This window comes from Candidimonas sp. SYP-B2681 (assembly GCF_003971065.1).
GTDB lineage: Bacteria > Pseudomonadota > Gammaproteobacteria > Burkholderiales > Burkholderiaceae_B > Pollutimonas.
Genome location: NZ_RYDV01000005.1, coordinates 178,876 through 201,156 on the forward strand (window position 1 = coordinate 178,876; position 22,281 = coordinate 201,156).

Here is a 22,281-nt window from a genome sequence, read left to right on the forward strand (position 1 = left end):
ACTATGCTGCTTTCCGAACAAGCGTATCAAAAAATTGACCGGGAACTCACCAAGTTCCCTGGGGATCAACAGCAGTCAGCCATCATGGCGGCGCTGTCCATTGCTCAAGACGAAAAAGGGTGGGTATCGACTGAAGTCATCGCCGATATCGCCGCGTATCTGCACGTGCCGCCCATTGCGGTGCAGGAAGTGGCGACTTTCTACAATATGTTCAATACCCATCCCACTGGTCGTTTCAAGATCACGGTGTGCACCAATCTTCCCTGTGCGTTGCGTGATGGTGTCAAGGCTGCCGACTACCTGAAGCAAAAGCTAGGTATCGATTTCCATGAAACCACGCCGGATGGGCTGTTTACGCTCATGGAAGGCGAGTGCATGGGGGCATGCGGTGATTCGCCGGTCATGCTGATGAACAACAAGCACATGTGCGTACGGATGTCGTCTGAAAAAATCGATTCAATGATTCACGAACTTAAACAGCATGGGGAGTCGGCATGAACGCGCCGGGCCTATTGCAGCAGTTTTCTCAGGGCTTGACGCCCGATCCCGGCAACGATCTTGCCGCGAGCATGATCTTTCACGATCGTCACCTCAGCCCACAAATCGTCGCAGGCCTGGACGGTACAAACTGGTCTCTGGATGACTACGTCAAACGCGGCGGCTATGAAGCCTTGCGCAAGATCCTGACCACCGGCATGACACCTGATGATGTCATCAATACTGTCAAGGCGTCGGGCTTGCGCGGTCGCGGAGGCGCCGGTTTTCCTACGGGCCTGAAGTGGAGTTTCATGCCACGCACTCTTCCTGGTCAGAAATACCTGGTGTGCAATTCCGACGAAGGCGAGCCGGGTACGTTCAAAGACCGCGATATTCTGCGCTTCAACCCGCATATCGTTATCGAAGGGATGGCCATTGCTGCCTATGCCATGGGCATCACCGTAGGCTACAACTATATCCATGGCGAGATCTTCGAGATCTACGATCGTTTTGAAGAAGCGCTCGAACAGGCTCGTGCCGCGGGCTTCCTAGGCGACAAAATCCTGGGCTCGGAATTCAACTTCGAGCTGCACGCGTTTCACGGCTACGGCGCCTACATTTGCGGCGAAGAAACTGCCTTGCTCGAATCGCTCGAAGGCAAGAAAGGGCAGCCACGTTTCAAGCCGCCTTTCCCTGCCAGCTTTGGCCTGTACGGCAAGCCGACCACGATCAACAATACCGAAACTTTTGCCGCCGTTCCCTGGATCTTCCGGCATAGCGCCCAGGAATACCTGGAAATTGGTCTGCCCAATAACGGCGGGACTAAGTTGTTTTCGATTTCTGGCGATGTCGAATTGCCCGGCAATTACGAAATCCCACTTGGTACACCGTTCTCCAAGTTACTGGAGCTGGCTGGTGGGATGCGCGGCGGGCGCAAGCTGAAAGCAGTGATCCCTGGCGGATCCAGTGCACCAGTATTGCCGGCCGAGATCATGATGCAAACCACAATGGACTACGATTCCATCGCCAAGGCAGGCTCGATGCTTGGTTCGGGCGCCGTCATTGTCATGGACGAAACGCGCTGCATGGTCAAGTCGCTATTGCGCTTGTCCTATTTCTATTTTGAAGAAAGCTGCGGTCAGTGCACGCCGTGCCGCGAGGGCACCGGTTGGCTCTATCGCATGGTAGAGCGCATTGAAAACGGCCAGGGCCGCCCCGAGGATCTGGACGTTCTGGATTCGGTCGCGCATAACATCATGGGCCGTACAATTTGTGCGTTGGGCGACGCGGCCGCTATGCCGGTACGCAGCTTTATCAAGCATTTCCGCGACGAGTTCGCACACCACATCGAGCATAAAAGCTGTGTGGTGCCCAAATATTTGTAGGGTCAGGACACGCTAATGGTTGAACTCACCATCGACGGCATTAAAGTAGAAGCTCCCGAAGGCAGCATGGTCATACAGGCTGCACATAAACTCGGGGTATACGTGCCGCATTTCTGCTATCACAAGAAACTTTCCATCGCGGCTAACTGCCGCATGTGCCTCGTCGACGTCGAAAAAGCGCCGAAGGCATTGCCTGCCTGTGCTACGCCGGTTACCAATGGCATGGTCGTGCATACTCGTTCTGACAAGGCGGTTGCTGCACAGAAAAGTGTCATGGAATTCCTGCTCATCAATCATCCCCTGGATTGCCCTGTGTGCGATCAGGGTGGTGAATGCCAGTTGCAGGATTTGGCCGTGGGCTACGGTGCGTCGGCTTCGCGCTATAAAGAAGAAAAGCGCGTGGTTGTCGGCAAGAATATGGGGCCGCTGATCTCGACCGACGGCATGCAGCGTTGCATTCATTGCACCCGCTGCGTGCGTTTCGGTCAGGAAATCGGTGGCATTATGGAAGTCGGCATGGTCAACCGTGGCGAGTTCTCCGAGATCACGACCTTTGTAGGGCAGGCGGTCGAATCCGAACTGTCGGGCAACATGATAGACGTCTGCCCGGTCGGCGCTTTGTTGTCCAAACCATTCAAGTTCACTGCCCGTACGTGGGAACTGGCGCGCCGCCGTTCGATAAGCCCTCACGATAGCCTGGGTGCCAACCTGGTTGTGCAAGCCAAGCTAGACCGTGTGCTGCGGGTGGTGCCATTCGAGAACGAAGACGTCAACGAATGCTGGATCAGCGATCGGGATCGTTTCTCGTACGAAGGCTTGTATACGGCAGACCGCCTTGCTCACCCCATGCTTAAGGGCGAAGACGGGCAGTGGCGCGAAGCGTCCTGGAGCGATGCGTTGGAGGCCGTTGTCCAAGGTTTCAATACGGTGCGCGATCAGTTCGGCGCGGAGCAGATCGGCGGCGTTGGCAGTCCTACTGCGACCACTGAAGAGCTGGCGCTGCTTGCACGCCTGGTGCGCGCCCTGGGGTCCGAAAACATCGATTTCCGTTTACGCAATAACGATCCGACATTTGATAAGGCTGTGGAAGGCATCCCATGGCTCGGAATGCCCATCGCCGATTTGGGTAAGCTCGACCGCGTATTGGTTGTGGGATCATTCCTACGCAAAGACCATCCGTTGATGGCTCAGCGCTTGCGTCAGGCTGCCAAGCATGGCGCCCAGATTTCATTCATCGACTCTGCAGCCGAAGATCCCTTATTCTCGGTAACTGCCCGCATGACGGTGGCGCCTAGCGTGTTGCCCAATGCTTTGGCCGAAGTCCTGGTGGCGCTGGCCAAGACAAAAGAACTGTCTGTGCCGGACGCGTTCTCCGGCCTCGAGCCCTCGATCGAAGCGCAGCAAATAGCTACGAGCCTTGCTTCGGGTCAACGCGTGGCCGTCCTGATTGGGAATATGGTCGTCAGCTCTAACCAAGCCAGCTTGATTTCAGCCAATGCAGCGGCGTTGGCCAAGGCAGCCAATGCCAAATTCGGCTTCCTGACTCCTGGTGGTAACACGGTGGGTGGCTACCTGGCTGGTGCAATACCCGGTCAAGGTGGTCTTACTGCCGAACAGATGCTCAGTCAGCCGCTAAAAGCTTATCTTGTGCTTCATGCCGAGCCCACCCTCGACAGCGACAATGGCGCGCGCGCGCTTGAAGTGCTGAAGGCAGCTGGTTTTACCGTAGCGCTTACATCGTTTAAATCGGCCGCCCAGGAATGGGCCGATGTCATGTTGCCGGTTTCACCCTTCACCGAAACGTCGGGGACCTTTGTCAACGCCGAAGGGCGCGCGCAAAGTTTCAAGGGCGCAGCATCGCCGTTTGCCGACACACGTCCTGCCTGGAAGGTCTTGCGCGTTCTGGGCAACCTGTTCCAACTGCAGGGTTTCGACGATGAAACCTCTGAGTCCGTGCGCGAAACGGTGATGGTTGGTGGTACGGATGGACGTTTGTCCAACCACATCGTCTCCGGTATTGGTCTGGCCAAGCCGCAGGAGGGTTACGAACGCATCACCGACGTTCCGATTTATCGTAGCGATGCGCTGCTGCGTCGTTCGCAACCTCTACAAGAAACGGCTGCATCGCAGGCGCCGCGGGCTCATGTGGCGGCTAGCACTCTGGCCGGCCTGGGCGCGGTATCAGGCGATACCTTGCGCATCAGCTCGGCTCAAGGGCATATCAGCTTGCCCGCCTTGCAAGACGATGGCGTTGCGCCGGGTTGCGTACGGATCGCAACAGCGTTCAATGAAACGTTGCCGCTGGGTAGCAGCTTCGGCCAACTTACGGTGGAGCGTGCCTAATGGAGTGGCTAACTTTTATTAATACATACGGTACGGATTTGATTGGGCCTACTGCCTGGCTGGTGGTGTGGTCGCTTATCAAGATTGTGGTCATCGCTGTACCGATTATCTTGTCTGTGGCGTACCTGACATATTGGGAACGCAAAATGATCGGCGCCATGCACGTGCGCAAGGGTCCTAACCGGGTCGGTTACCGTGGGCTATTGCAGCCATTTGCAGACGTGTTCAAGCTTCTTACCAAAGAAGTTATCCTGCCGTCCAAGTCGAACAAGGTGCTTTATATATTGGCGCCTGTGGTCACCCTGATGCCCGCACTGGCAGCGTGGGCGGTCATACCGTTTGGCCCCGAAGTCGTGCTGGCCAATGTCAACGCTGGTTTGCTGTATGTAATGGCAATTACCTCGATAGGCGTGTACGGCGTCATCGTGGCCGGGTGGGCGTCAAACTCCAAGTACGCTTTTCTCGGTGCGCTGCGGGCGGCAGCGCAAATGGTTTCCTACGAACTGGCTATCGGTTTTGTCTTCATCACCGTTTTGCTGGTATCGGGAACGCTTAATCTAAGCGGCATTGTGAACGGACAGGGAGCAGGCTGGTTTGCCGACAAGGGCATTAACTTCATGTCGTGGAACTGGCTGCCGCTCTTGCCTCTGTTTGTCATTTACGTGATCTCGGCGGTAGCGGAAACCAACCGCCACCCATTCGACGTGGTCGAAGGTGAGTCGGAAATCGTTGCCGGCCATATGGTCGAGTATTCCGGTATGGGTTTTGCGCTGTTTTTCCTTGGCGAATACGCCAATATGATCCTGCTTTCAGCGATAGCGTCGATTATGTTCCTGGGTGGCTGGATGCCGCCATTGGAAATCGCGCCGCTAACCTGGATACCGGGCTGGCTATGGCTGGGGCTGAAAACGTTTGTTGTGGTTTCGATGTTTGTGTGGTTCCGTGCGACATTCCCTCGTTATCGTTACGACCAAATTATGCGTCTGGGCTGGAAAGTATTCATTCCGTTCACCGGCATCTGGCTGCTGGTTGTAGCGATCTGGATGCAGACGCCCTGGAATATATGGCAATAGGACACAGGGGCTAGAAAATGGAAGCTATTAAAGATTTCTTCGGCAGCTTGATGCTGTCCGAGATGTTGAAGGGTATGCGCCTGACCGGCAAATACTTCTTTAAGCGCAAGGTCACTTTGCGCTATCCCCAGGAAAAGACGCCGGCTTCGCCGCGCTTTCGTGGTCTTCATGCCTTGCGGCGCTACCCCAACGGGGAAGAGCGGTGCATCGCCTGCAAACTATGCGAAGCGGTGTGTCCGGCCCTTGCAATCTCGATCGAATCGGAAGAGCGCGACGACGGTACCCGACGCACTACTCGCTATGACATTGATCTGACCAAATGCATATTTTGCGGTTTCTGCGAGGAAAGCTGTCCGGTGGATTCGATCGTCGAAACGCACGTCTCGGAATACCATGGCGAAAAACGCGGCGACCTGTACTACACCAAAGACATGTTGCTGGCGATTGGCGATCGATACGAACCTGAAATTGCACGTCGTCGTTCCGAAGACGCCCCTTATCGTTGATGCCCGGACCCGACACTTATGATTTTTACCACTGTACTGTTTTATCTGTTGGCCTTCGTGCTGGTGGTGGCTGCGTTTCGCGTCATCACAGCGACTAGTCCAGTTACCGGTGTCCTTCACCTTATTCTGACATTCTTCACTGCCTCCATGATATGGATGCTGCTCGGCGCCGAATTCCTGGCTCTGTTGCTGGTGGTGGTTTATGTCGGCGCCGTCATGGTGCTATTCCTGTTCGTCGTCATGATGCTTGATGTGCGGATGGAAAGCCTGCGATCCGGCATGAAGACCTATCTGCCTTTGGGCATGCTCATCGGACTGATCATGGTGCTGGAAATGGCTTTCGTCTTGGCCAAGACATGGTTCGAGGCTGGTCCTCAGGCTCCGGTGGCCGATGACTACAACAACACGCATGCCTTGGGTGTGGCCATGTACACGGACTACGTCTTTGCGGTGCAGGTGGGCGGGGTCATCCTGCTCGTCGGCATGATCTCCGCCATTGCACTTACCTTACGCCGCCGTACTGACGTCAAGCGCAATCGCCCGTCGGACCAAGTGAAGGTCAAGTCAAAAGATCGTTTGCGCATGGTCAACATTCCTTCGCAAACCGAAGCGCCTGCAGCGGCGAACGCCAGCCAGGTTCAAGGGGATAACTAATGACACTAACTCTTGCCCATTACCTGATACTTGGCGCTATTTTGTTTGCCATCGGGATTTTCGGGTTTTTCCTGAACCGGCGAAATCTCATCATTCTGTTGATGTCTATCGAACTCATGCTGCTTGCGGTGAATATGAACTTTATCGCGTTTTCGACATGGTTCGGTGACACCGCTGGTCAGGTGTTCGTCTTTTTTATTCTTACGGTGGCTGCCGCCGAAGCCGCGATCGGCCTGGCGATTCTTGTGTTGCTGTTCCGCAACCTGAATACGATCAACGTTGAAGAACTTGACCAGCTGAAGGGTTGATGGGATTGCAAACACTATGAATTCACCAAATCTCTACCTATTAATTGCATTAGCCCCGTTGGCGGGCGCCATTATCGCCGGTTTATTTGGCACCGGATTTCTCGGTAACTTTGTTAGCCGACGCGGTTCCCATGTCATTACGATTCTAAGCGTACTGATCTCCTTCATTGGGTCTGTCATTGTGCTTTTTCAGGTGATGGATGGTCACACCTACGATGGCACCTTGTACACGTGGAGCGTTATCGGAACGACCAAGCTCGAGCTCGGTTTCCTGATTGATTCCCTGTCCGCGTTGATGATGGTTGTTGTCACGTCCGTGTCGCTCATGGTGCATATTTACACTATCGGGTACATGGCCGACGATCCGGGCTATCAGCGTTTCTTTTCCTATATCTCGCTGTTTACCTTCTCGATGCTGATGTTGGTCATGTCCAACAACATGGTTCAGCTGTTCTTCGGCTGGGAAGCAGTAGGCCTGGTGTCGTACCTGTTGATCGGTTTTTGGTATACGCGTCCGACGGCGATTTTTGCCAATATGAAGGCTTTTCTGATCAACCGCGTGGGTGACTTCGGATTTCTGCTTGGCATAGGTTTGCTGTTCGCCTACACCGGCAGCATGCATTACGGCGAAATATTCGCGCAGTCCGAGAAGCTATCAGGACTTGCCTTTCCAGGTACTGACTGGCAACTGCTGACGGTGGCGTGTATTTCGTTGTTCGTAGGCGCGATGGGTAAATCGGCACAGGTGCCGTTGCATACCTGGCTGCCCGATTCTATGGAAGGCCCAACACCAATTTCAGCTCTGATTCATGCGGCAACAATGGTCACTGCTGGCATCTTTATGGTGGCGCGCTTCTCGCCCGTGTTCGAACTTTCCTCGACAGCGTTGTCGGTAATGATCGTCATTGGTGCAATCGGTGCGTTGTTCCTGGGTATTCTCGGTATCGTGCAAACTGACATCAAGCGGGTTATTGCTTATTCGACCTTGTCTCAGTTGGGCTACATGACGGTTGCGCTGGGCGCGTCGGCATACTCAGCTGCCATCTTTCACTTGATGACCCACGCTTTCTTCAAAGCCCTGTTGTTCTTGGGCGCAGGCTCGGTCATCATTGGTATGCATCACGATCAAGATATCCGGAATATGGGCGGTTTGCGCAAGTACATGCCTCTTACCTGGATCACCTTCCTGATCGGCACGCTGGCATTGGTGGGTACTCCGTTCTTCTCCGGCTTTTATTCCAAGGAACACATTATTGAAGCGGCCGGTGCCGCGACGGTATGGGGCGCCAATTTCGCTTATTACGCAACCCTGACCGGTGTATTTGTCACCTCGCTGTACTCATTCCGCGTGTACTTCCTGGTATTTCACGGTAAAGAGCGATTCAATACATCCGCCAACGGTGTCCAGGCCCACGGCCATGATGACCACGGCCATCACGGCGGTACACCGCATGAGTCGCCTTGGGTCGTCACGCTGCCGCTGGTCCTTCTAGCCATTCCTTCGGTGATTGCCGGCGCCTGGGTTATTGATCCGATATTGTTCGGCAATTTCTTCGACGGCGTGATTGCCGTGCTGCCGGAGCATCCGGCAATGGCCGAACTTGCCAGTCATTGGCATGGCTGGGTCGCCTACGCCTTGCATGGTTTCGTTACCCTGCCGTTCTGGCTGATGATTGCTGGCCTGGTGGTCGCTTGGTATTGCTACGTGATCAATCCTAAAGTGCCTGCGGCAATCCACGCTCGTCTCAAGTTCGTGAACAACGTACTCGACAACAAGTATTACGCAGACTGGTTCAACGAGCAGGTTATTGCCCGTTGCGTTCGGGGTCTTGGCCGTGGCTTGTGGCTGGGTGGTGATCGTGGACTGATCGATGGCTTCATGATCCACGGTAGCGCCCGCGTCGTGGGTTGGCTGGCGGCGGTCAGTCGCCATCTGCAATCTGGCTATATCTATCACTACGCCTTTTCGATGATCATCGGGATCATGGCTTTATTAACCTTTTTTGTACTGACGGTTCACTGATGGCTAGCGATATGGCGTCTTCAACTCTTCCCTGGTTAACGCTTGCGATCTTCGTCCCGATCGTCGCCGGCTTGATCGTGCTGATATTGGGTCGTGATGACCGGCCCGGGTTCACCCGAGTGCTTGCCCTGATCGGTTCCATAGTGGGCTTCCTCGTCACATTGCCGCTTTACATTGGCTTCAATCCGAATACGGCAGACATGCAGTTTGTCGAGAAAAGATCGTGGATAGAAACCTTTGCGGTGAACTACCACGTAGGCATCGACGGCATCTCAATCTGGTTCGTGCTGTTGACCGCCTTCATTACGGTGATCGTGGTGCTTGCCGGCTGGCAGGTCATTACCAGTCGCGTTGCGCAGTACATGGCTTCATTCCTGATTCTGTCGGGTCTGATGGTTGGCGTATTCGTCGCTCTGGACGGCATGTTGTTCTATGTCTTCTTCGAAGCTACGTTAATACCGATGTATTTGATCATCGGGGTATGGGGCGGACCTAACCGGGTCTACGCGGCATTCAAGTTTTTCCTGTATACATTGCTGGGATCCTTGTTGACCCTGGTTGCTTTTATCTATCTCTGGCATGCCTCAGGCGGGTCATTCGACATACTCACCTGGCATCAGTTAAAGCTGGGGTACACGCCGCAGATTCTGATTTTCCTTGCTTTACTTGCCGCCTTCGCTGTCAAGGTGCCAATGTGGCCAGTGCATACCTGGTTACCGGACGCACACGTAGAAGCGCCTACGGGCGGGTCAGTGGTGTTGGCCGCAATCATGCTGAAGCTAGGTGCTTACGGTTTCCTGCGTTTTTCGCTGCCTATCGCACCCGATGCGTCGCATAGCCTTTCCGGCATGATGATTGCACTGTCGCTGATTGCTGTTATTTACATTGGCCTGGTGGCGATTGTCCAGGACGATATGAAGAAGCTCGTAGCGTATTCCTCCGTGGCGCATATGGGCTTCGTTACGCTTGGTTTTTTCATCTTCAATACCGCCGGCCTTGAAGGCGCAATCGTACAAATGATTTCGCATGGGTTTGTATCAGGCGCGATGTTCCTTTGTATTGGCGTGCTCTACGATCGCATGCACACCCGACGCATCGACGATTACGGTGGTGTTATCAATGTGATGCCCCGATTTGTGACCTTCTTTGTGCTGTTTTCCCTCGCGAACAGTGGCTTACCGGCGACCAGCGGGTTCGTCGGCGAATTCACGGTCATAATGGGTGCAGTGCAATATAACTTCTGGATCGGTCTCCTTACCGCTTTGGCATTGATTCTCGGGGCTTCCTATTCCTTGTGGATGCTCAAACGCGTGGCATTTGGCGATATCGCCAACGATAACGTTCGTGCAATGACTGACCTGAATTCACGTGAATTCTTCATCATGGGAATTATGGCCATTGCGGTGTTGTACATGGGCATTTATCCCAAACCGTTTACAGATGTCATGCACGTGTCGGTGGAAGCCTTGCTGCAGCACGTCTCTATCTCGAAACTGTAGACCCGAAATATTATGCAAAATTCTTTTGACTTCGCCTTGGCTACGCCCGAGATTCTGCTTCTGATTTTGGCTGCGGTAACGCTACTGGCCGACGCCTTTAATAAATCGGAATCGCGCCACCTGACATTCACTGCCAGTATTGTCAGTATCTTGATTTTGACGGCCGTCTCGTTCTGGCAATGGAGCGAAGGCGTTCAGGGCAGCTCGTTTGGCGGCCTCTATGTCGTTGATTCCCTGTCTCACTTCCTGAAGATTGTTTCTTATCTGGCGGTGGGCGCAACGCTGATATACGGGCGCGAATATTCCGAGGCGCGCGATATGGTCAAGAATGGCGGCGAGCTCTATTCGCTGACCTTATTCGCCTTGCTTGGCCAGATGGTAATGATCTCCGCGGGCAGTATGCTTACGGTGTACTTAGGCGTGGAGCTGATGTCATTTGCGCTCTACGCATTGGTTGCCCTGCGCCGCGACGACATCAAGGCTACTGAAGCAGCGATGAAGTATTTTGTTTTGGGAGCCTTGGCTTCAGGTGTGCTGCTGTACGGCATGTCGATGATCTATGGCGCAACCGGGCAGCTCGATCTTACCCAGATTGCACAGGTAATCGGCAGTGGCAAGGCCGAACGGCTACCTCTGGTTTTTGGCGTGGTGTTTATCGTGGCTGGTCTCGCCTTCAAGTTGGCAGCCGCTCCGTTCCATATGTGGACTCCAGACGTTTATCAAGGCGCACCAACCTCGGTGACGCTTATTCTGGGTGCCGCCCCCAAGCTTGCCGCCTTCGCAATAACCTTGCGTTTGTTGATTGAAGGTTTGCACGGCATTGCTGTGGATTGGCAGCCCATGCTGCTTATCCTGGCTGTCCTTTCATTGGCTATTGGCAATATCGCCGCGATCGCCCAGTCGAATTTCAAGCGTATGCTTGCGTACTCGACGATCTCGCATATGGGATTTGTGTTCCTGGCTTTGTTGTCGGGCGTTATCGCGAATCAACCCGTTGCCGCAGGCGAAGCCTATGGCGCGTCGCTGTATTACATGGTGATCTACGTTCTTACGACATTGGCGACCTTCGGACTGATACTTTTGCTTAGCCGCAAGGGCTTCGAATGCGAAGAGATCTCTGACCTTAAGGGGCTTAACCGGCGCAATCCAATTTTGGCTGGCATATTGCTGTTATCGATGTTCTCGCTTACCGGTATCCCTCCGATGGCGGGCTTTTACGCCAAGCTGGCGGTGCTTCAGGCCCTGGTCGGTTCAGGCCAGATTGCCATTGCCGTAGTCGCCGTGTTGTTTTCACTGATAGGTGCCTTCTATTATTTGCGCATCGTGAAAATGGCCTACTTTGACGAACCTGAAGGCGAAGTAGAGCCTATCAATAACGGCATCATTACTAATGGCCTGATGTCTGTGAACGGTCTGTTAATCATCGGTTTGGGTATCTTGCCGGGCGGTCTGATGGCTGTGTGCGTCAATGTCATTCGGGAATCCCTGAAGTTCTAGCAATACCAGGCAAGCCCTCCTGCACGACAGGAAAAGGGCTTGCCGTGCCGTGCTGGGGCGCATCAGGCCCTTGCTCGCGCGGGCATCATCGCTTGCCGGGATATCGTCACCGGCGCAGCGCCCGCAATTTTTTCTTGGCATTGCCAACGTCTTGGGAAGTACATGAACCAGTCATTTGCCGTTTGGATTCTTATCGGGCTATCTCTGGTAACGGCCAACCTTCCATTCATCATTGAACGTCCTTTTCTGGTATTGCCTTGGGCGCAAAAAGGCGAGCCCGTTGCTCCGGCATGGATGCAATGGATCTTTTCAATTGTGTTCTTGTGCTTGCTTGCTGGAATGGCCTATGTGGCGTGGCTGTTGATTGGTGGCGCATTTGTTGCGCTCTCGGATTTGGGCTCCGTAGCCTTATTCATTGCCAAGATTGTGGGCGTGTTTTTGATCCTGGCCCTGTTGCTGGCTTATCCCGGATGGCGTAACCGCGCACATATTATCGAAAAGTCATTCTTTGTGCGTTTGATTGAACTGCTCGTTTTCTATTGTCTGGTAGGCATACTTGGCTTCGCTTTCGAAGCCAATATGGGCAATCAGTTTCCCCAGACCTGGGAATTTTATGCAATAACGTTCAGCCTTTTTCTGGTGCTGGGATACCCCGGTTTTGTATACCGCTATCTGCTCCGCCACCGAAAGCGCTGATTTCCGGGGCGGCAGGGCTGGCTTGACCCGCTTCCTTCAGTACCATGGTCGGGGGATTTACCAGCGGCAGTGCAGCTTCGCGCAGTTGTTTGAGTATCTCGAACAGCAGTGCGCTGCGAACCCCATAGGCGCTGCGGGGCGAGCCCACATAGCCTGTCGCATTGAACACCAGGCCCGTGGCATCGACGCCATCAAGCATTACGTCAGGGGCCGGCTCGTCGAGCACCGCGGTGTTCTCTTGGAAGGCGCCCAACATAATATCGTGCACTTGTTCCGCGTTGGTATCGACCGGCAAAGACAATTTGATTTGCACTCGGCCCAACGGATTGGCATGCGTCACATTGCGGACCACCTTGGTAATGAATTCCGAGTTAGGGACAATCACCGTTGAACGGTCACCCATCTGTATTTCAGTCGCGCGTACGTTAATACGCCGGATATCCCCTTCGACGCCGCCCAGTGATACCCAGTCACCCACTTTGACGGGCCGCTCGGCCAGCAAAATAAGGCCTGAAACAAAATTCTGCACGACGGCCTGCAAGCCAAAGCCTATACCGACGGACAGCGCGCTGGCGATCCATGCAACGCGTTCCAGACCTATCCCAACGGCGGATAACGCCATTGCCACCGCAAGAACGTAGCCAGCGTAGCCAAATAGCGTGGAAGCGGACAACCGCATTCCGGGGTCAAGACTGGTAGTAGGAAGATATTGATTCGTCAGCCAGCGTTGCAGCAGTTTCACCGCAGCGAAACCAAGAACCAGCAGCGCTATGGCCAGCGCCACGGCAGTAGGACGAATTTGAATTTCGCCAACGGGGATGCCGGTATGCAGATTATCGAGGAGGCGCAGCCATTCTGTTGGACCGCCTCCAAAAGGCGATAGTAGCAACATCAAGGCAAGCAATATGATCATCAAGCGAGCAATGGCCGATATCAATACGATCGCTTGGCTGGGGGCCCGCGACATCGCCGGTGCCTGAACGTCGCCGGTGCTGCGCTTGACGGAAGCGAGCAGGCTGTTGCCGGTATCCTCGATCAGTCCGGTAATCAGATAGGTCGAACCTGCCAGCAGTCCCATCCAGATATACTGCTTGATGATGAAACCGCCCAGGGCTACGTAGCCGAGTAACAACGTGCTGACACTAACCGCCAGAACGATCCAGGTTGCGCTAAGCAGAATGGTCCACCAAGGCGACCTGGGTGATGCCGTCGCGACAGGAGTGCTCTCGGGTACTGGCCGCTTGGCATGGCGGATACGCCGCAAGGCCACGAATAGGGCCAGGCTCAGGACCAGCGCCACAATGCAGTCTTGCGCTACTGTGGCAACGAGACTGGCATTGACGATAGTTGCCAGCCGTTGGCTGGCCCAGCCTATGCTTGTCAGAATAGCAAGCGTTAAAGGGAACCACTGGAGTCTCAGTGCCAGTTCATCTCCGAGGTAGGACAGCCGCCAGGAAGGACGCTCGGCTGCCAGCAAGGCATTGCCCAGGCCGGCTACAAATCCCCCGAACCAAACCACACCCACCCATTGGTTGAGTAAATTTTCCAGCTCCACAGAAAGCGCGCTGTTCCAGCCGATCGCTATCCGTATTGCCAGGCCTATAAGACCCGCTGTGGTGGAAGCCATTAACACCCGAAGCACTGCATACAAGGAACGGCGCAAACGTCCTGGCGCCACGCGTGTGGTACTAATTTGGTATAGATAACGCCCGGCCAGAACTCTTATTCCCAATACAACGGCAATGGCCAGTAGCGTTGTAGTCCATACCCTTGCATTAGACGTCTCCAAGGATGTAGCAAGGTCATCTTGCAGCCGCTTGAAACGGCGCAGATCGCGCGGGTATTCCTCGCGCAGCTCTTTCCAGAACGAAGGAGCGAGGATTGACGAGGTGCGATGCCCAAGCTGGGCCTGAAATTGGGCGCGCCGTAGCTTCAGAATCTGTTCTGCAGTTTGCCCGGTTTCAACACTGATCAGGCGGGCAAGTTTTATCTGGGCATCCAGCGTACTGCTGTTTTTGGTGAGCTGGTTTCGCTGCACGGCGATGTCAGGAGCTTCCGGCGTGCCCTCGGTGGGTACGCCGAGCTCAGCAAGGCGGGCCTGTACGCTTGTCAGTTCGGGCTGTATGGCAGCGGCAGCAGTTTCTGCCTGTGCCTGTGCGTCCAGTGCCTGCGCTCGCAATTCAACAAGCTGATTGTCGTCTAGCGGAGTCTTACCTTGCGTCGCAAGTTTTTTCTGGACAGTGTCGATTCGAGTACGTGCCGTGTCCAGCATCTTTTCCACATCGAACTTATCGTCTGAGCTTGCAGAAAAGGCCGGCAGCCCAATGCCCATCAACGCTGTAAACAGGCATAGCAAGAAGATGCTGCGTAGCGTCTTGAACCAGGATTTTTTCGTTGCGGAATTCGTCGGACGTTGAAGAGTAGGTTTTGAAAGCATTCGAAAAGCAAGAAAAATGTGCAGCCCCCTCTAACGGACGTCCGGGACGACTAATTACACTGTCGCTCATCATAACGCTGAATTACACCGGGAATCCCGGCCCATTCGTAAGCAGTTAAAATGTGGCGATACATTAATTTCCTGATTCTGTGCAATGTGTTCCGCCAAGCGGTAGAAACGACGAATCACCTTTTATTGAACGGTTTATGACGCATCTCATACTTCAAGCCCCGAATCTTAACGCCGCAAATATTGAAAAGATCGCGGCCATAGCAAACGCAGACGGGGTTCAGGAACTGGGCAGTACCGCCGTCCGCTTGTTGAATGTAGAAAGCGCCGAACGTCCCGCCGTCGAACAGTGTTGCAATGACTTCGGCATGGACTACGCATTTTTTGAACAGATCGCGCGTTTGCGTGATTGCAAGATCCTTGCAATGGATATGGACTCCACGCTGGTCAATATTGAGTGCATAGACGAAATCGCCGACATGGTTGGCCGCAAAGCCGAGGTGGCCGCCATCACGGAAGCGGCTATGCGCGGCGAAATCACGGATTTTGCTCAAAGCCTGACACGCCGGGTGGCGTTGCTGGAAGGTGTGCCGGTCAGCGCATTGGAACAGGTGTATGACGAACGCTTGCGCTTGAACCCTGGTGCAGAGAAATTGATTTCAATCGCCAAGAAGCACGGAATGCAGACCTTGCTGGTATCGGGCGGTTTCACCTTCTTTACCCAACGGCTACAGGAACGCCTCGGTCTCGATGACGCGCACGCCAACGTACTTGAGACAAGTAATGGCAAACTGACCGGCCATGTTTGCGGCCCTATTGTCGACGCACAAGGCAAGGCAGATCATTTGCGGGCATTGGCCGACCGGCTGGGCGCCACACCAGACCAGATCATTGCCGTGGGCGATGGCGCCAATGACTTGACGATGATGGCGCTGGCTCAGTATTCAGTCGCCTACCGTGCTAAGCCGGTCGTACGCGCGCAAGCGAATTACGCCCTTAACGTGAGTCCGCTTGATGCGATCTTGAATTGGTTTCGCCTAAGCCACTGATACCTGAACTTATATCTAGGGTTTGCAGTGCAGCTCGGTCAGCGGCGGAAAGAGCCTCGTGATCTATTGCTGCAGCCCTGGCTTTGGGACGTTGATCCGGACCGCATGCGAATAATCTCATGCAAGAGCCCGCAGGACATTACGAACCGCATCGATACGTCCGGCGACCTGTTGCCCTTGCTTGATCTCGATTTTCAGTTTGTCCTGGCCTGACATCTTCACGCCACGCTGCTTTTGCAACAGTTCTATGATGCGCATCGGCTCGACATTGGGCTTGGCCGAAAACTGGATCATGGCCTGTGCATCGCTTGCGTCTATTTTGATTATCCCCAGCGGTTCTGCATTCAGCCGCAATCGATGTGTGGCAAGCAGTGTCTGTGCTGCTTCAGGCAGCCTTCCGTAGCGGTCGATAAGTTCTTCCTGGATCATGATGACGTCGTCTTCATGCTTTGCATGCGACAGTTTCTTGTACAAGCCCAGGCGTGCGTGTACATCGGGACAGTAGTCTGAAGGCAGCAGTGCCGAGGCGTGCAGGTTGACTTCACACAGAGCCGTAAATGGTGAATCCAGATCTGGCTCTTCACCGGACTTCAAAGCGCGTACCGCGGCATTGAGCATGTCGGAATACATTGAGAAGCCGATTTCCTGGATATTGCCGGACTGCGACTCGCCGAGCACCTCGCCGGTTCCCCGTATTTCGAGGTCGTGCATGGCCAGGAAAAACCCTGCGCCCAACTCTTCCATCGCCTGTATGGCGTCGAGCCGCTTTTTTGCGTTTGCGGTAATGGCATCTTCGCCCGGCGTCATCAGGTAAGCATATGCCTGGTGGTGAGAGCGGCCGACGCGCCCACGCAGCTGATGCAGTTGCGCGAGCCCCAGCCTGTCGGCGCGGTGAATGACAATGGTATTCGCGGTAGGGACATCGATGCCGGTTTCGATAATAGTGGTGCACAGCAGCACGTTGTAGCGCTGCTGGTAAAAGCCCTTCATTACTTCTTCCAGCTCGCGTTCGGGCATCTGCCCATGTGCGACGGCGATTCGCGCCTCGGGTACGAGCTCTTCAAGACTGGCCCGCCGGTTCTGAATGGTGTCGACTTCGTTGTGAAGAAAATAGACTTGGCCGCCGCGCTTGAGTTCGCGCAGCAGGGCTTCGCGTATCGTGCTTTTGTCCTCTCGGCGTACGAATGTCTTGATGGCCAGCCGCTTTTGAGGGGCGGTCGCTATAACGGAGAAATCCCGTATTCCTTCCAAGGACATGCCCAGAGTACGCGGTATAGGTGTTGCCGTCAGAGTCAGAACGTCAACCTCGGCGCGCAACGTCTTTAACGCTTCTTTCTGGCGCACCCCAAAACGGTGCTCTTCGTCAATGATGACCAGGCCCAATCGATTGAACAATACATCTTTCGATAATATTTTATGAGTGCCGATTACGATGTCTACACGGCCATCGTTCAGACCTTGAATGGCGGCGCTGACCTCTTTGCCAGATCGGAAACGCGATAGCTCGACGACCTTTACGGGCCAGTCGGCAAAGCGGTCGGCAAACGTCTGTGCGTGTTGCTCTGCAAGCAGCGTGGTTGGGCACAACAGGGCGACCTGCTTGCCGTTGAGAACCGCCAAGAACGCTGCTCGCAAGGCCACTTCGGTCTTGCCAAACCCTACATCGCCGCATACCAGGCGATCCATTGGCCGGCCCGAGGTCATGTCACCGATCACTGCTTCGATGGCGGCTGCCTGATCTGGAGTTTCCTCAAACCCGAAGCCTTCGGCAAATGCCTGATAATCGCTTAGGGGAAGCGTGAAGCGGAAACCTTCCCGGGCCGCGCGCTGAGCATATAAAGCCAGCAGCTCGGCCGCGGCATCGCGCACCTGCTTGGCGGCCTTGCGCCTTGCCTTATCCCATTGTCCTGAGCCCAACTGATGCAAGGGCGCTTGATCAGGATCCGACCCGCTATAGCGCGCGATGACGTGCAATTGGGCTACTGGCACATACAGCGTGCTGCCGTTGGCGTATTCCAGGTGCAGTAGCTCCATCTGACCTTCGCCGAGGTCCATGTCGATCAAACCGCGGTAACGTCCGATGCCATGCTGCGCATGAACGACGGGATCGCCTTCGCGCAGTTCGGACAGGTCTCGCACCATGGCTTCGACGTCACTGGCGTGCTCCTGGGCTCGTTTGCCGCGACGCGTGGGGCGGGCCTGGCTGGGGTACAGGTCGTTTTCCGTTAGCAGCGTCAGGGACTCTTGAACAACGCTGAAGCCATTCGACAGAGGCGCAATGACTAAGGCGAACCGGCTTGTGGAATGTAAAAAGTCCTGTAGCGTTTCGCCGGCGGAATCGGGCCTGATGCCGAACTCTTCGAGCATTTGCAGCAGCGTTTCACGCCGACCTGCTGAGTCGGCGCACAGAGCGATACGGCCCTTATCGCGGTTCAGCAACAGTCGCAGGCTGGCAACAGGGTCTTCGGCGCGGCGCGTAATCGCCACGTTGGGTGCCGCTTTGAAGTCGGAATGTTCGTCCCCATTGACAAGTGCCAGCCGCGCGAATGTCTTCAATGACGAGAACAGGTCCTCTTCGCTGAGGAATAACTGTTCAGGCGGGAGGACCGGACGTTCGCGATCGCTTTTGAGAAACGTGTATCGGCTATGGGTGTCGCTGGCGAAACGTTGTACGGCTTGATTAATGTCGCCCAGAGTGGCCGTAAAGGAGTGCTCTGGCAAGAAGTCGAACAGGGTTGCCGTGTGCGAGAAGAACAGTGGCAAATAGTATTCGACGCCCGCAAAGGCAATGCCATTGCCTATGTCTTTGTAGGGAAGGGCCCGGGACGGGTCGCCTTCGAACAGTTCACGGAAACGCGCGCGAAACTGCGTTCGCGCCGCTTCATCCATGGGAAATTCTCGCCCCGGCAAGAGCTGCACTTCTTTTACAGGATACAGACTGCGTTGAGTATCGATATCGAAACTGCGAATGGATTCAATTTCATTGTCGAATAAGTCCAGCCGATATGGCAATACTGATCCCATGGGAAACAGATCGATCAGTCCACCGCGTATGCAGAACTCACCAGGCGCCGTGACTTGTGTAACGTGGCTGTAGTTGGCCAACGTCAGTTGCTGACGCAACCCTTCCTCATCTAGCGCATCTCCTTGCCTGAATGAAAACGTATAAGCGGCAAGAAATTCTGGCGGTGCGAGGCGATAAAGGGCGGTGGTGACGGGTACGGTAAGGATGTCGACGCTTTTATGCATCAGGGCATGCAAAGTACGCAGGCGTTCCGAAATCAGATCTTGATGAGGCGAGAAACTATCGTAGGGCAGTGTTTCCCAATCGGGCAGTTGGCGCACTCGCAGTTCGGGTGCGAATAAAAGGATCTCCTCGGACAGACGCTGTGCGGTCAAGGGCTCGGCACACAAGACGACGATCGTTCGCTTTGACGTGCGCGCCAAGTCGGCCAGCAGCCACGCGTCGCCCGATCCTGGCGGGATAGGCTGTGCGTGTCGCTGCCCAGGTTTTAACGCCGCCAGCACTTGTTTGGTGGAGGAAAGAGAGGGGGGAGGGGTTGTTTCGATATCCATGTAGAGAGTCATTATAAAATGGCTTTCTTATGCATACGAAATTGATTGCAATTGTTCCCGCCGCCGGCATCGGCACAAGGGCCTTATCGGCCGAATCCGGCCGCCGCAATGGGTGGCCCACGGGCGCTACCCAGGCGTCGCCGCGTCAATCCAGTGCTCCTCCGATACCCAAGCAATATTGGCTATTAAAGGGCGAGCCCATGTTGCGTTGGGCTGTCAAGGCCTTGCTTGCCGACCCTCGTATAGCCCAAGTCAGGGTTGCGGTCGCCGCCGACGACGTCTGGATTGACCAGGCATTGGCCGGCCTTCCCCGAACGGTTTGGCGTCATTGCGGCGGCCCTACCCGGGCCGAAACCGTGATGGCCGCCCTGCAAGATGCCGGTTTGGAGGAGGATGATTGGGTGCTTATTCACGATGCGGCAAGACCGGGTCTGCCGGCCGATGCGCTCAGCCGCCTTATTGACAGCTGCCTGGCAATGAATGCGGGCGGTTTGCTGGCGCAGCGCGTGGCAGATACGGTAAAGCGGGCCGCGAGCGAACAGAACGCTGTTGTGCAAAGTACGGTCACCCGCGAGGGCTTATGGCTCGCGCAGACGCCTCAAATGTTTCCCGCTGGGCGTCTATGCACGGCCTTATCTTTGGCTGGCGTCTCTAACAAGGATATTACTGACGAGGCATCGGCCATGGAGTTGGCCGGCTATGCGCCCAAGCTGATTCCCGGCTCGGCGCGTAATTTCAAAGTGACCTGGCCGGAGGATTTTGATCTGATGGAAAAGTGGCTCTAAACCCTATAAAAAGGTGTTCGCGCTAATAATCGACGTGATTCGAGAATACCGTGCCTATCAGCGCTTTGCTTTCTTAGGCCAAATCAGTATGGAGCATCAATGAATTTTCCGTTTCGTGTTGGACAGGGGTTTGATGTACACGCCTTGGTGGAAGGCCGCCCCTTAATTATCGGTGGGGTCAGCATCCCTTTTACGCATGGCTTGCAGGGGCATTCGGATGCTGATGTATTGCTGCATGCGATTACTGATGCGATCTTGGGTGCGGCGGGCCTGGGCGATATTGGCCGTCATTTTCCTGATACAGAGGCGACTTATAAAGACGCTGATAGTCGTGTCTTGCTGCGCTCAGCAATGCGGAAAGTGTCTGCTGCTGGCTGGCAGGTGGTCAACATCGACGCAACGGTACATGCGCAAGCGCCAAAAATCGGGCCGCATGCTCCAGCGATGGTGGCTAATATTGCTCAGGACCTGGGGTTATCGCAGCAAGACATCAATATCAAGGCTAAGACCAATGAGGGACTGGGGCATTTGGGGCGCAAAGAAGGAATTGCCGCAACAGTGGTAGCCCTGTTAGCGGCTATCTGATTCCATTTCTACTTCTGGATCAAAAGTTCGCTTTGCCGACTGCGCTTGCTGTACGCCAGTAATGTGTACGCTTGGCCTTCGCGTCACGTTTGATCCGGAAACGGCATGACCGTTTTCGATGCCTATGTGGCCTCGGCGGCAATGGCAAGCGCTGCGGCGTTCACGACCGAGGCAATACGCCCTACATCGCGTAAGTTTTCTACGGTATAACCACCGTTCTTCAAATTGCTGTAGTGCGAGCCGATGCAAAAATGGCATTTGCCAACAATAGATGCGGCCAGGGCGAAGAGCTCGTAGCGGTTCTTATCAATGCCTCCGTGCGAGGCGTAACCGTTCATGCGTAATTGCGCCGGCAAGGTTTTCAGCTGGACGTCACCGGACATTTCGATGAACGGATAGTAGGTATTGTTCATGCCCATAATCGCCGCCGCGCCCAGGACGGCCGTTACGTCGGATTCGGATAATCCTGTTTTGAACGCCGTAATCAGCGGTGTGCTGTGGGCGGCATAAGCAGCAGCCAGGGCCACACCGACAGCGTCTTCTGCTTTCAGACTTGAACGGGCGATGGTTCCATCCAGATTCAGCCGAATATCTTTGGCCCAGTCTGGAATCATGGCCTTTATTGAAGAAAGAAATTCCATAGGTTCTACCTAGAGCAAATCGTTAAAAAGCCCGGATAATCCGAGCTTTAGCGGTACAACTTTACTTATGTCGGGTCAATGCGCAGCACTAGCGGCGCTGGCGCACCAACTTGCAGGCTACAGTGTTTCGCCGCCCAGGACACGATTGCATGGGCAGAGTTCGTCGGTTTGCAGACCGTCAAGCACACGCAATATTTCGTTAGGATTACGTCCGACATTCAAATTATTTACCGATACATGCTGAATGACATTGTCGGGGTCGACGATAAAGGTAGCACGCAGGGCGACTCCTTCGGCTTTCTCACGTACACCAAGTTGATCGATCAGGGCGCCCGTTGTATCGCCGAACTGATAATGAGCCAGCTTGCTGAGCTCTTGGTTTTCGCGGCGCCATGCCAATTTGACGAACTCGTTATCAACCGAGCCGCCCATTAGGACAGCGTCACGATCTTCGAAGTCTTGAGCCAAAGTATTGAAGCCTACAATTTCGGTGGGGCAGACAAAGGTAAAATCTTTAGGGTAAAAATAGATGACTTTCCACTTGCCTGGAAAAGAGCTTTCGGTGATTTCTTCGAATGCGGAAACACCGTTTTCTTCATGTTGATTAAATCCAGGTTTTACGCCGGCAACTTTAAAAGGCTCGAGTTTATCGCCTACTGTTTTCATCTGAGCTCCTGATAGTAAGTCTAGAAACGAACGGGCGTCGGCAACCCATACGCCCAGCGAGTAAATTCTACG

The 22,281-nt window shown here is 54.6% G+C and carries 18 protein-coding genes and 1 pseudogene; 15 read left to right on the top strand and 4 right to left on the bottom strand.

The genetic code is table 11. The features are described 5' to 3' along the window. Window positions 1–3 precede the first annotated feature (3 nt). The 12 genes and pseudogenes from nuoE (at window position 4) to EKL30_RS12120 (ending at window position 12,461) form a co-directional block, all read left to right on the top strand. Entirely contained in the window at window positions 4–498 is a 495-nt protein-coding gene (nuoE, locus tag EKL30_RS12070) for an NADH-quinone oxidoreductase subunit NuoE (RefSeq protein WP_126707475.1), read from the top strand. After that, window positions 495–1,862 carry an NADH-quinone oxidoreductase subunit NuoF gene (nuoF, locus tag EKL30_RS12075; protein ID WP_126707476.1) on the top strand — a complete coding sequence of 456 codons (1,368 nt, stop codon included), beginning with the start codon at window positions 495–497 and terminating at the stop codon, window positions 1,860–1,862. The genes nuoE and nuoF overlap by 4 nt, the downstream gene beginning before the upstream one ends. A gap of 15 nt (window positions 1,863–1,877) precedes the next feature. Further along, the gene (gene nuoG / locus EKL30_RS12080; protein ID WP_126707477.1) at window positions 1,878–4,205 is read left to right on the top strand and encodes an NADH-quinone oxidoreductase subunit NuoG; all 2,328 of its coding nucleotides are present in this window, start codon (window positions 1,878–1,880) and stop codon (window positions 4,203–4,205) included. Continuing rightward, a complete protein-coding gene (gene nuoH, locus EKL30_RS12085) occupies window positions 4,205–5,278 on the top strand; it encodes an NADH-quinone oxidoreductase subunit NuoH (RefSeq protein ID WP_126707478.1) in 1,074 nt (357 codons plus the stop codon). Before nuoG ends, nuoH begins: the two co-directional genes overlap by 1 nt. A gap of 17 nt (window positions 5,279–5,295) precedes the next feature. Beyond that, window positions 5,296–5,784: an NADH-quinone oxidoreductase subunit NuoI gene (gene nuoI / locus EKL30_RS12090; RefSeq protein WP_126707479.1), complete on the top strand. Its 489-nt coding sequence runs from the start codon at window positions 5,296–5,298 to the stop codon at window positions 5,782–5,784. Between the two features lie 18 nt (window positions 5,785–5,802). Continuing rightward, window positions 5,803–6,438, top strand: coding sequence for an NADH-quinone oxidoreductase subunit J (locus EKL30_RS12095; protein WP_126707480.1), 636 nt, complete (start codon window positions 5,803–5,805; stop codon window positions 6,436–6,438). Continuing rightward, on the top strand, window positions 6,438–6,746 hold the full coding sequence (gene nuoK, locus EKL30_RS12100; RefSeq protein WP_126707481.1) for an NADH-quinone oxidoreductase subunit NuoK: 309 nt from the start codon (window positions 6,438–6,440) through the stop codon (window positions 6,744–6,746). Before EKL30_RS12095 ends, nuoK begins: the two co-directional genes overlap by 1 nt. A 16-nt stretch (window positions 6,747–6,762) precedes the next feature. Next, window positions 6,763–8,769 (top strand): NADH-quinone oxidoreductase subunit L, encoded by a 2,007-nt coding sequence (gene nuoL, locus EKL30_RS12105; RefSeq protein WP_126707482.1) that lies wholly within the window; start codon window positions 6,763–6,765, stop codon window positions 8,767–8,769. Next, window positions 8,766–10,268, top strand: a complete 1,503-nt coding sequence (locus EKL30_RS12110; protein WP_126707635.1) for an NADH-quinone oxidoreductase subunit M — start codon at window positions 8,766–8,768, stop codon at window positions 10,266–10,268. The genes nuoL and EKL30_RS12110 overlap by 4 nt, the downstream gene beginning before the upstream one ends. A 9-nt stretch (window positions 10,269–10,277) precedes the next feature. Continuing rightward, window positions 10,278–11,765, top strand: a complete 1,488-nt coding sequence (nuoN, locus tag EKL30_RS12115; RefSeq protein WP_199748566.1) for an NADH-quinone oxidoreductase subunit NuoN — start codon at window positions 10,278–10,280, stop codon at window positions 11,763–11,765. Between the two features lie 162 nt (window positions 11,766–11,927). Then, window positions 11,928–12,020, top strand: a pseudogene (locus tag EKL30_RS19480) (DUF2818 family protein); the annotation flags it as partial. Between the two features lie 84 nt (window positions 12,021–12,104). After that, the gene (locus EKL30_RS12120) at window positions 12,105–12,461 is read left to right on the top strand and encodes a DUF2818 family protein (RefSeq protein ID WP_370246266.1); all 357 of its coding nucleotides are present in this window, start codon (window positions 12,105–12,107) and stop codon (window positions 12,459–12,461) included. Here EKL30_RS12120 and EKL30_RS12125 read toward each other — a convergent pair. After that, window positions 12,391–14,898 (bottom strand): DUF3772 domain-containing protein, encoded by a 2,508-nt coding sequence (locus EKL30_RS12125; protein WP_126707485.1) that lies wholly within the window; start codon window positions 14,896–14,898, stop codon window positions 12,391–12,393. The two genes, EKL30_RS12120 and EKL30_RS12125, sit on opposite strands and share 71 nt — an antisense overlap. A gap of 206 nt (window positions 14,899–15,104) precedes the next feature. Between EKL30_RS12125 and serB the strand changes: the two genes are divergently transcribed. Further along, the gene (serB, locus tag EKL30_RS12130; RefSeq protein WP_126707486.1) at window positions 15,105–15,956 is read left to right on the top strand and encodes a phosphoserine phosphatase SerB; all 852 of its coding nucleotides are present in this window, start codon (window positions 15,105–15,107) and stop codon (window positions 15,954–15,956) included. A 117-nt stretch (window positions 15,957–16,073) separates the two neighbouring features. Here serB and mfd read toward each other — a convergent pair whose 3' ends face one another. Next, the gene (gene mfd, locus EKL30_RS12135; protein WP_126707487.1) at window positions 16,074–19,532 is read right to left on the bottom strand and encodes a transcription-repair coupling factor; all 3,459 of its coding nucleotides are present in this window, start codon (window positions 19,530–19,532) and stop codon (window positions 16,074–16,076) included. Between the two features lie 29 nt (window positions 19,533–19,561). Here mfd and EKL30_RS12140 point away from each other — a divergent pair, with 29 nt between their 5' ends. Next, window positions 19,562–20,317: a 2-C-methyl-D-erythritol 4-phosphate cytidylyltransferase gene (locus EKL30_RS12140; RefSeq protein WP_126707488.1), complete on the top strand. Its 756-nt coding sequence runs from the start codon at window positions 19,562–19,564 to the stop codon at window positions 20,315–20,317. 99 nt (window positions 20,318–20,416) lie between these two features. Then, complete coding sequence (ispF, locus tag EKL30_RS12145) at window positions 20,417–20,902, top strand: 2-C-methyl-D-erythritol 2,4-cyclodiphosphate synthase (protein WP_126707489.1); 486 nt, start codon at window positions 20,417–20,419, stop codon at window positions 20,900–20,902. Between the two features lie 122 nt (window positions 20,903–21,024). Here ispF and EKL30_RS12150 read toward each other — a convergent pair whose 3' ends face one another. Both EKL30_RS12150 and EKL30_RS12155 read right to left on the bottom strand, forming a co-directional pair. Next, window positions 21,025–21,543, bottom strand: a complete 519-nt coding sequence (locus EKL30_RS12150) for a carboxymuconolactone decarboxylase family protein (RefSeq protein WP_126707490.1) — start codon at window positions 21,541–21,543, stop codon at window positions 21,025–21,027. Between the two features lie 117 nt (window positions 21,544–21,660). Continuing rightward, entirely contained in the window at window positions 21,661–22,209 is a 549-nt protein-coding gene (locus EKL30_RS12155; protein WP_126707491.1) for a peroxiredoxin, read from the bottom strand. Between the last annotated feature and the right edge of the window lie 72 nt (window positions 22,210–22,281).

Coding starts and splice junctions, on each gene's coding strand:
- nuoE (WP_126707475.1), top strand. CDS start 4: ATGCTGCTTTCCGAACAAGCGTATCAAAAAATTGACCGGGAACTCACC.
- nuoF (WP_126707476.1), top strand. CDS start 495: ATGAACGCGCCGGGCCTATTGCAGCAGTTTTCTCAGGGCTTGACGCCC.
- nuoG (WP_126707477.1), top strand. CDS start 1,878: ATGGTTGAACTCACCATCGACGGCATTAAAGTAGAAGCTCCCGAAGGC.
- nuoH (WP_126707478.1), top strand. CDS start 4,205: ATGGAGTGGCTAACTTTTATTAATACATACGGTACGGATTTGATTGGG.
- nuoI (WP_126707479.1), top strand. CDS start 5,296: ATGGAAGCTATTAAAGATTTCTTCGGCAGCTTGATGCTGTCCGAGATG.
- EKL30_RS12095 (WP_126707480.1), top strand. CDS start 5,803: ATGATTTTTACCACTGTACTGTTTTATCTGTTGGCCTTCGTGCTGGTG.
- nuoK (WP_126707481.1), top strand. CDS start 6,438: ATGACACTAACTCTTGCCCATTACCTGATACTTGGCGCTATTTTGTTT.
- nuoL (WP_126707482.1), top strand. CDS start 6,763: ATGAATTCACCAAATCTCTACCTATTAATTGCATTAGCCCCGTTGGCG.
- EKL30_RS12120 (WP_370246266.1), top strand. CDS start 12,105: ATGGCCTATGTGGCGTGGCTGTTGATTGGTGGCGCATTTGTTGCGCTC.
- EKL30_RS12125 (WP_126707485.1), bottom strand. CDS start 14,898: ATGCTTTCAAAACCTACTCTTCAACGTCCGACGAATTCCGCAACGAAA.
- serB (WP_126707486.1), top strand. CDS start 15,105: ATGACGCATCTCATACTTCAAGCCCCGAATCTTAACGCCGCAAATATT.
- mfd (WP_126707487.1), bottom strand. CDS start 19,532: ATGGATATCGAAACAACCCCTCCCCCCTCTCTTTCCTCCACCAAACAA.
- EKL30_RS12140 (WP_126707488.1), top strand. CDS start 19,562: ATGCATACGAAATTGATTGCAATTGTTCCCGCCGCCGGCATCGGCACA.
- ispF (WP_126707489.1), top strand. CDS start 20,417: ATGAATTTTCCGTTTCGTGTTGGACAGGGGTTTGATGTACACGCCTTG.
- EKL30_RS12150 (WP_126707490.1), bottom strand. CDS start 21,543: ATGGAATTTCTTTCTTCAATAAAGGCCATGATTCCAGACTGGGCCAAA.
- EKL30_RS12155 (WP_126707491.1), bottom strand. CDS start 22,209: ATGAAAACAGTAGGCGATAAACTCGAGCCTTTTAAAGTTGCCGGCGTA.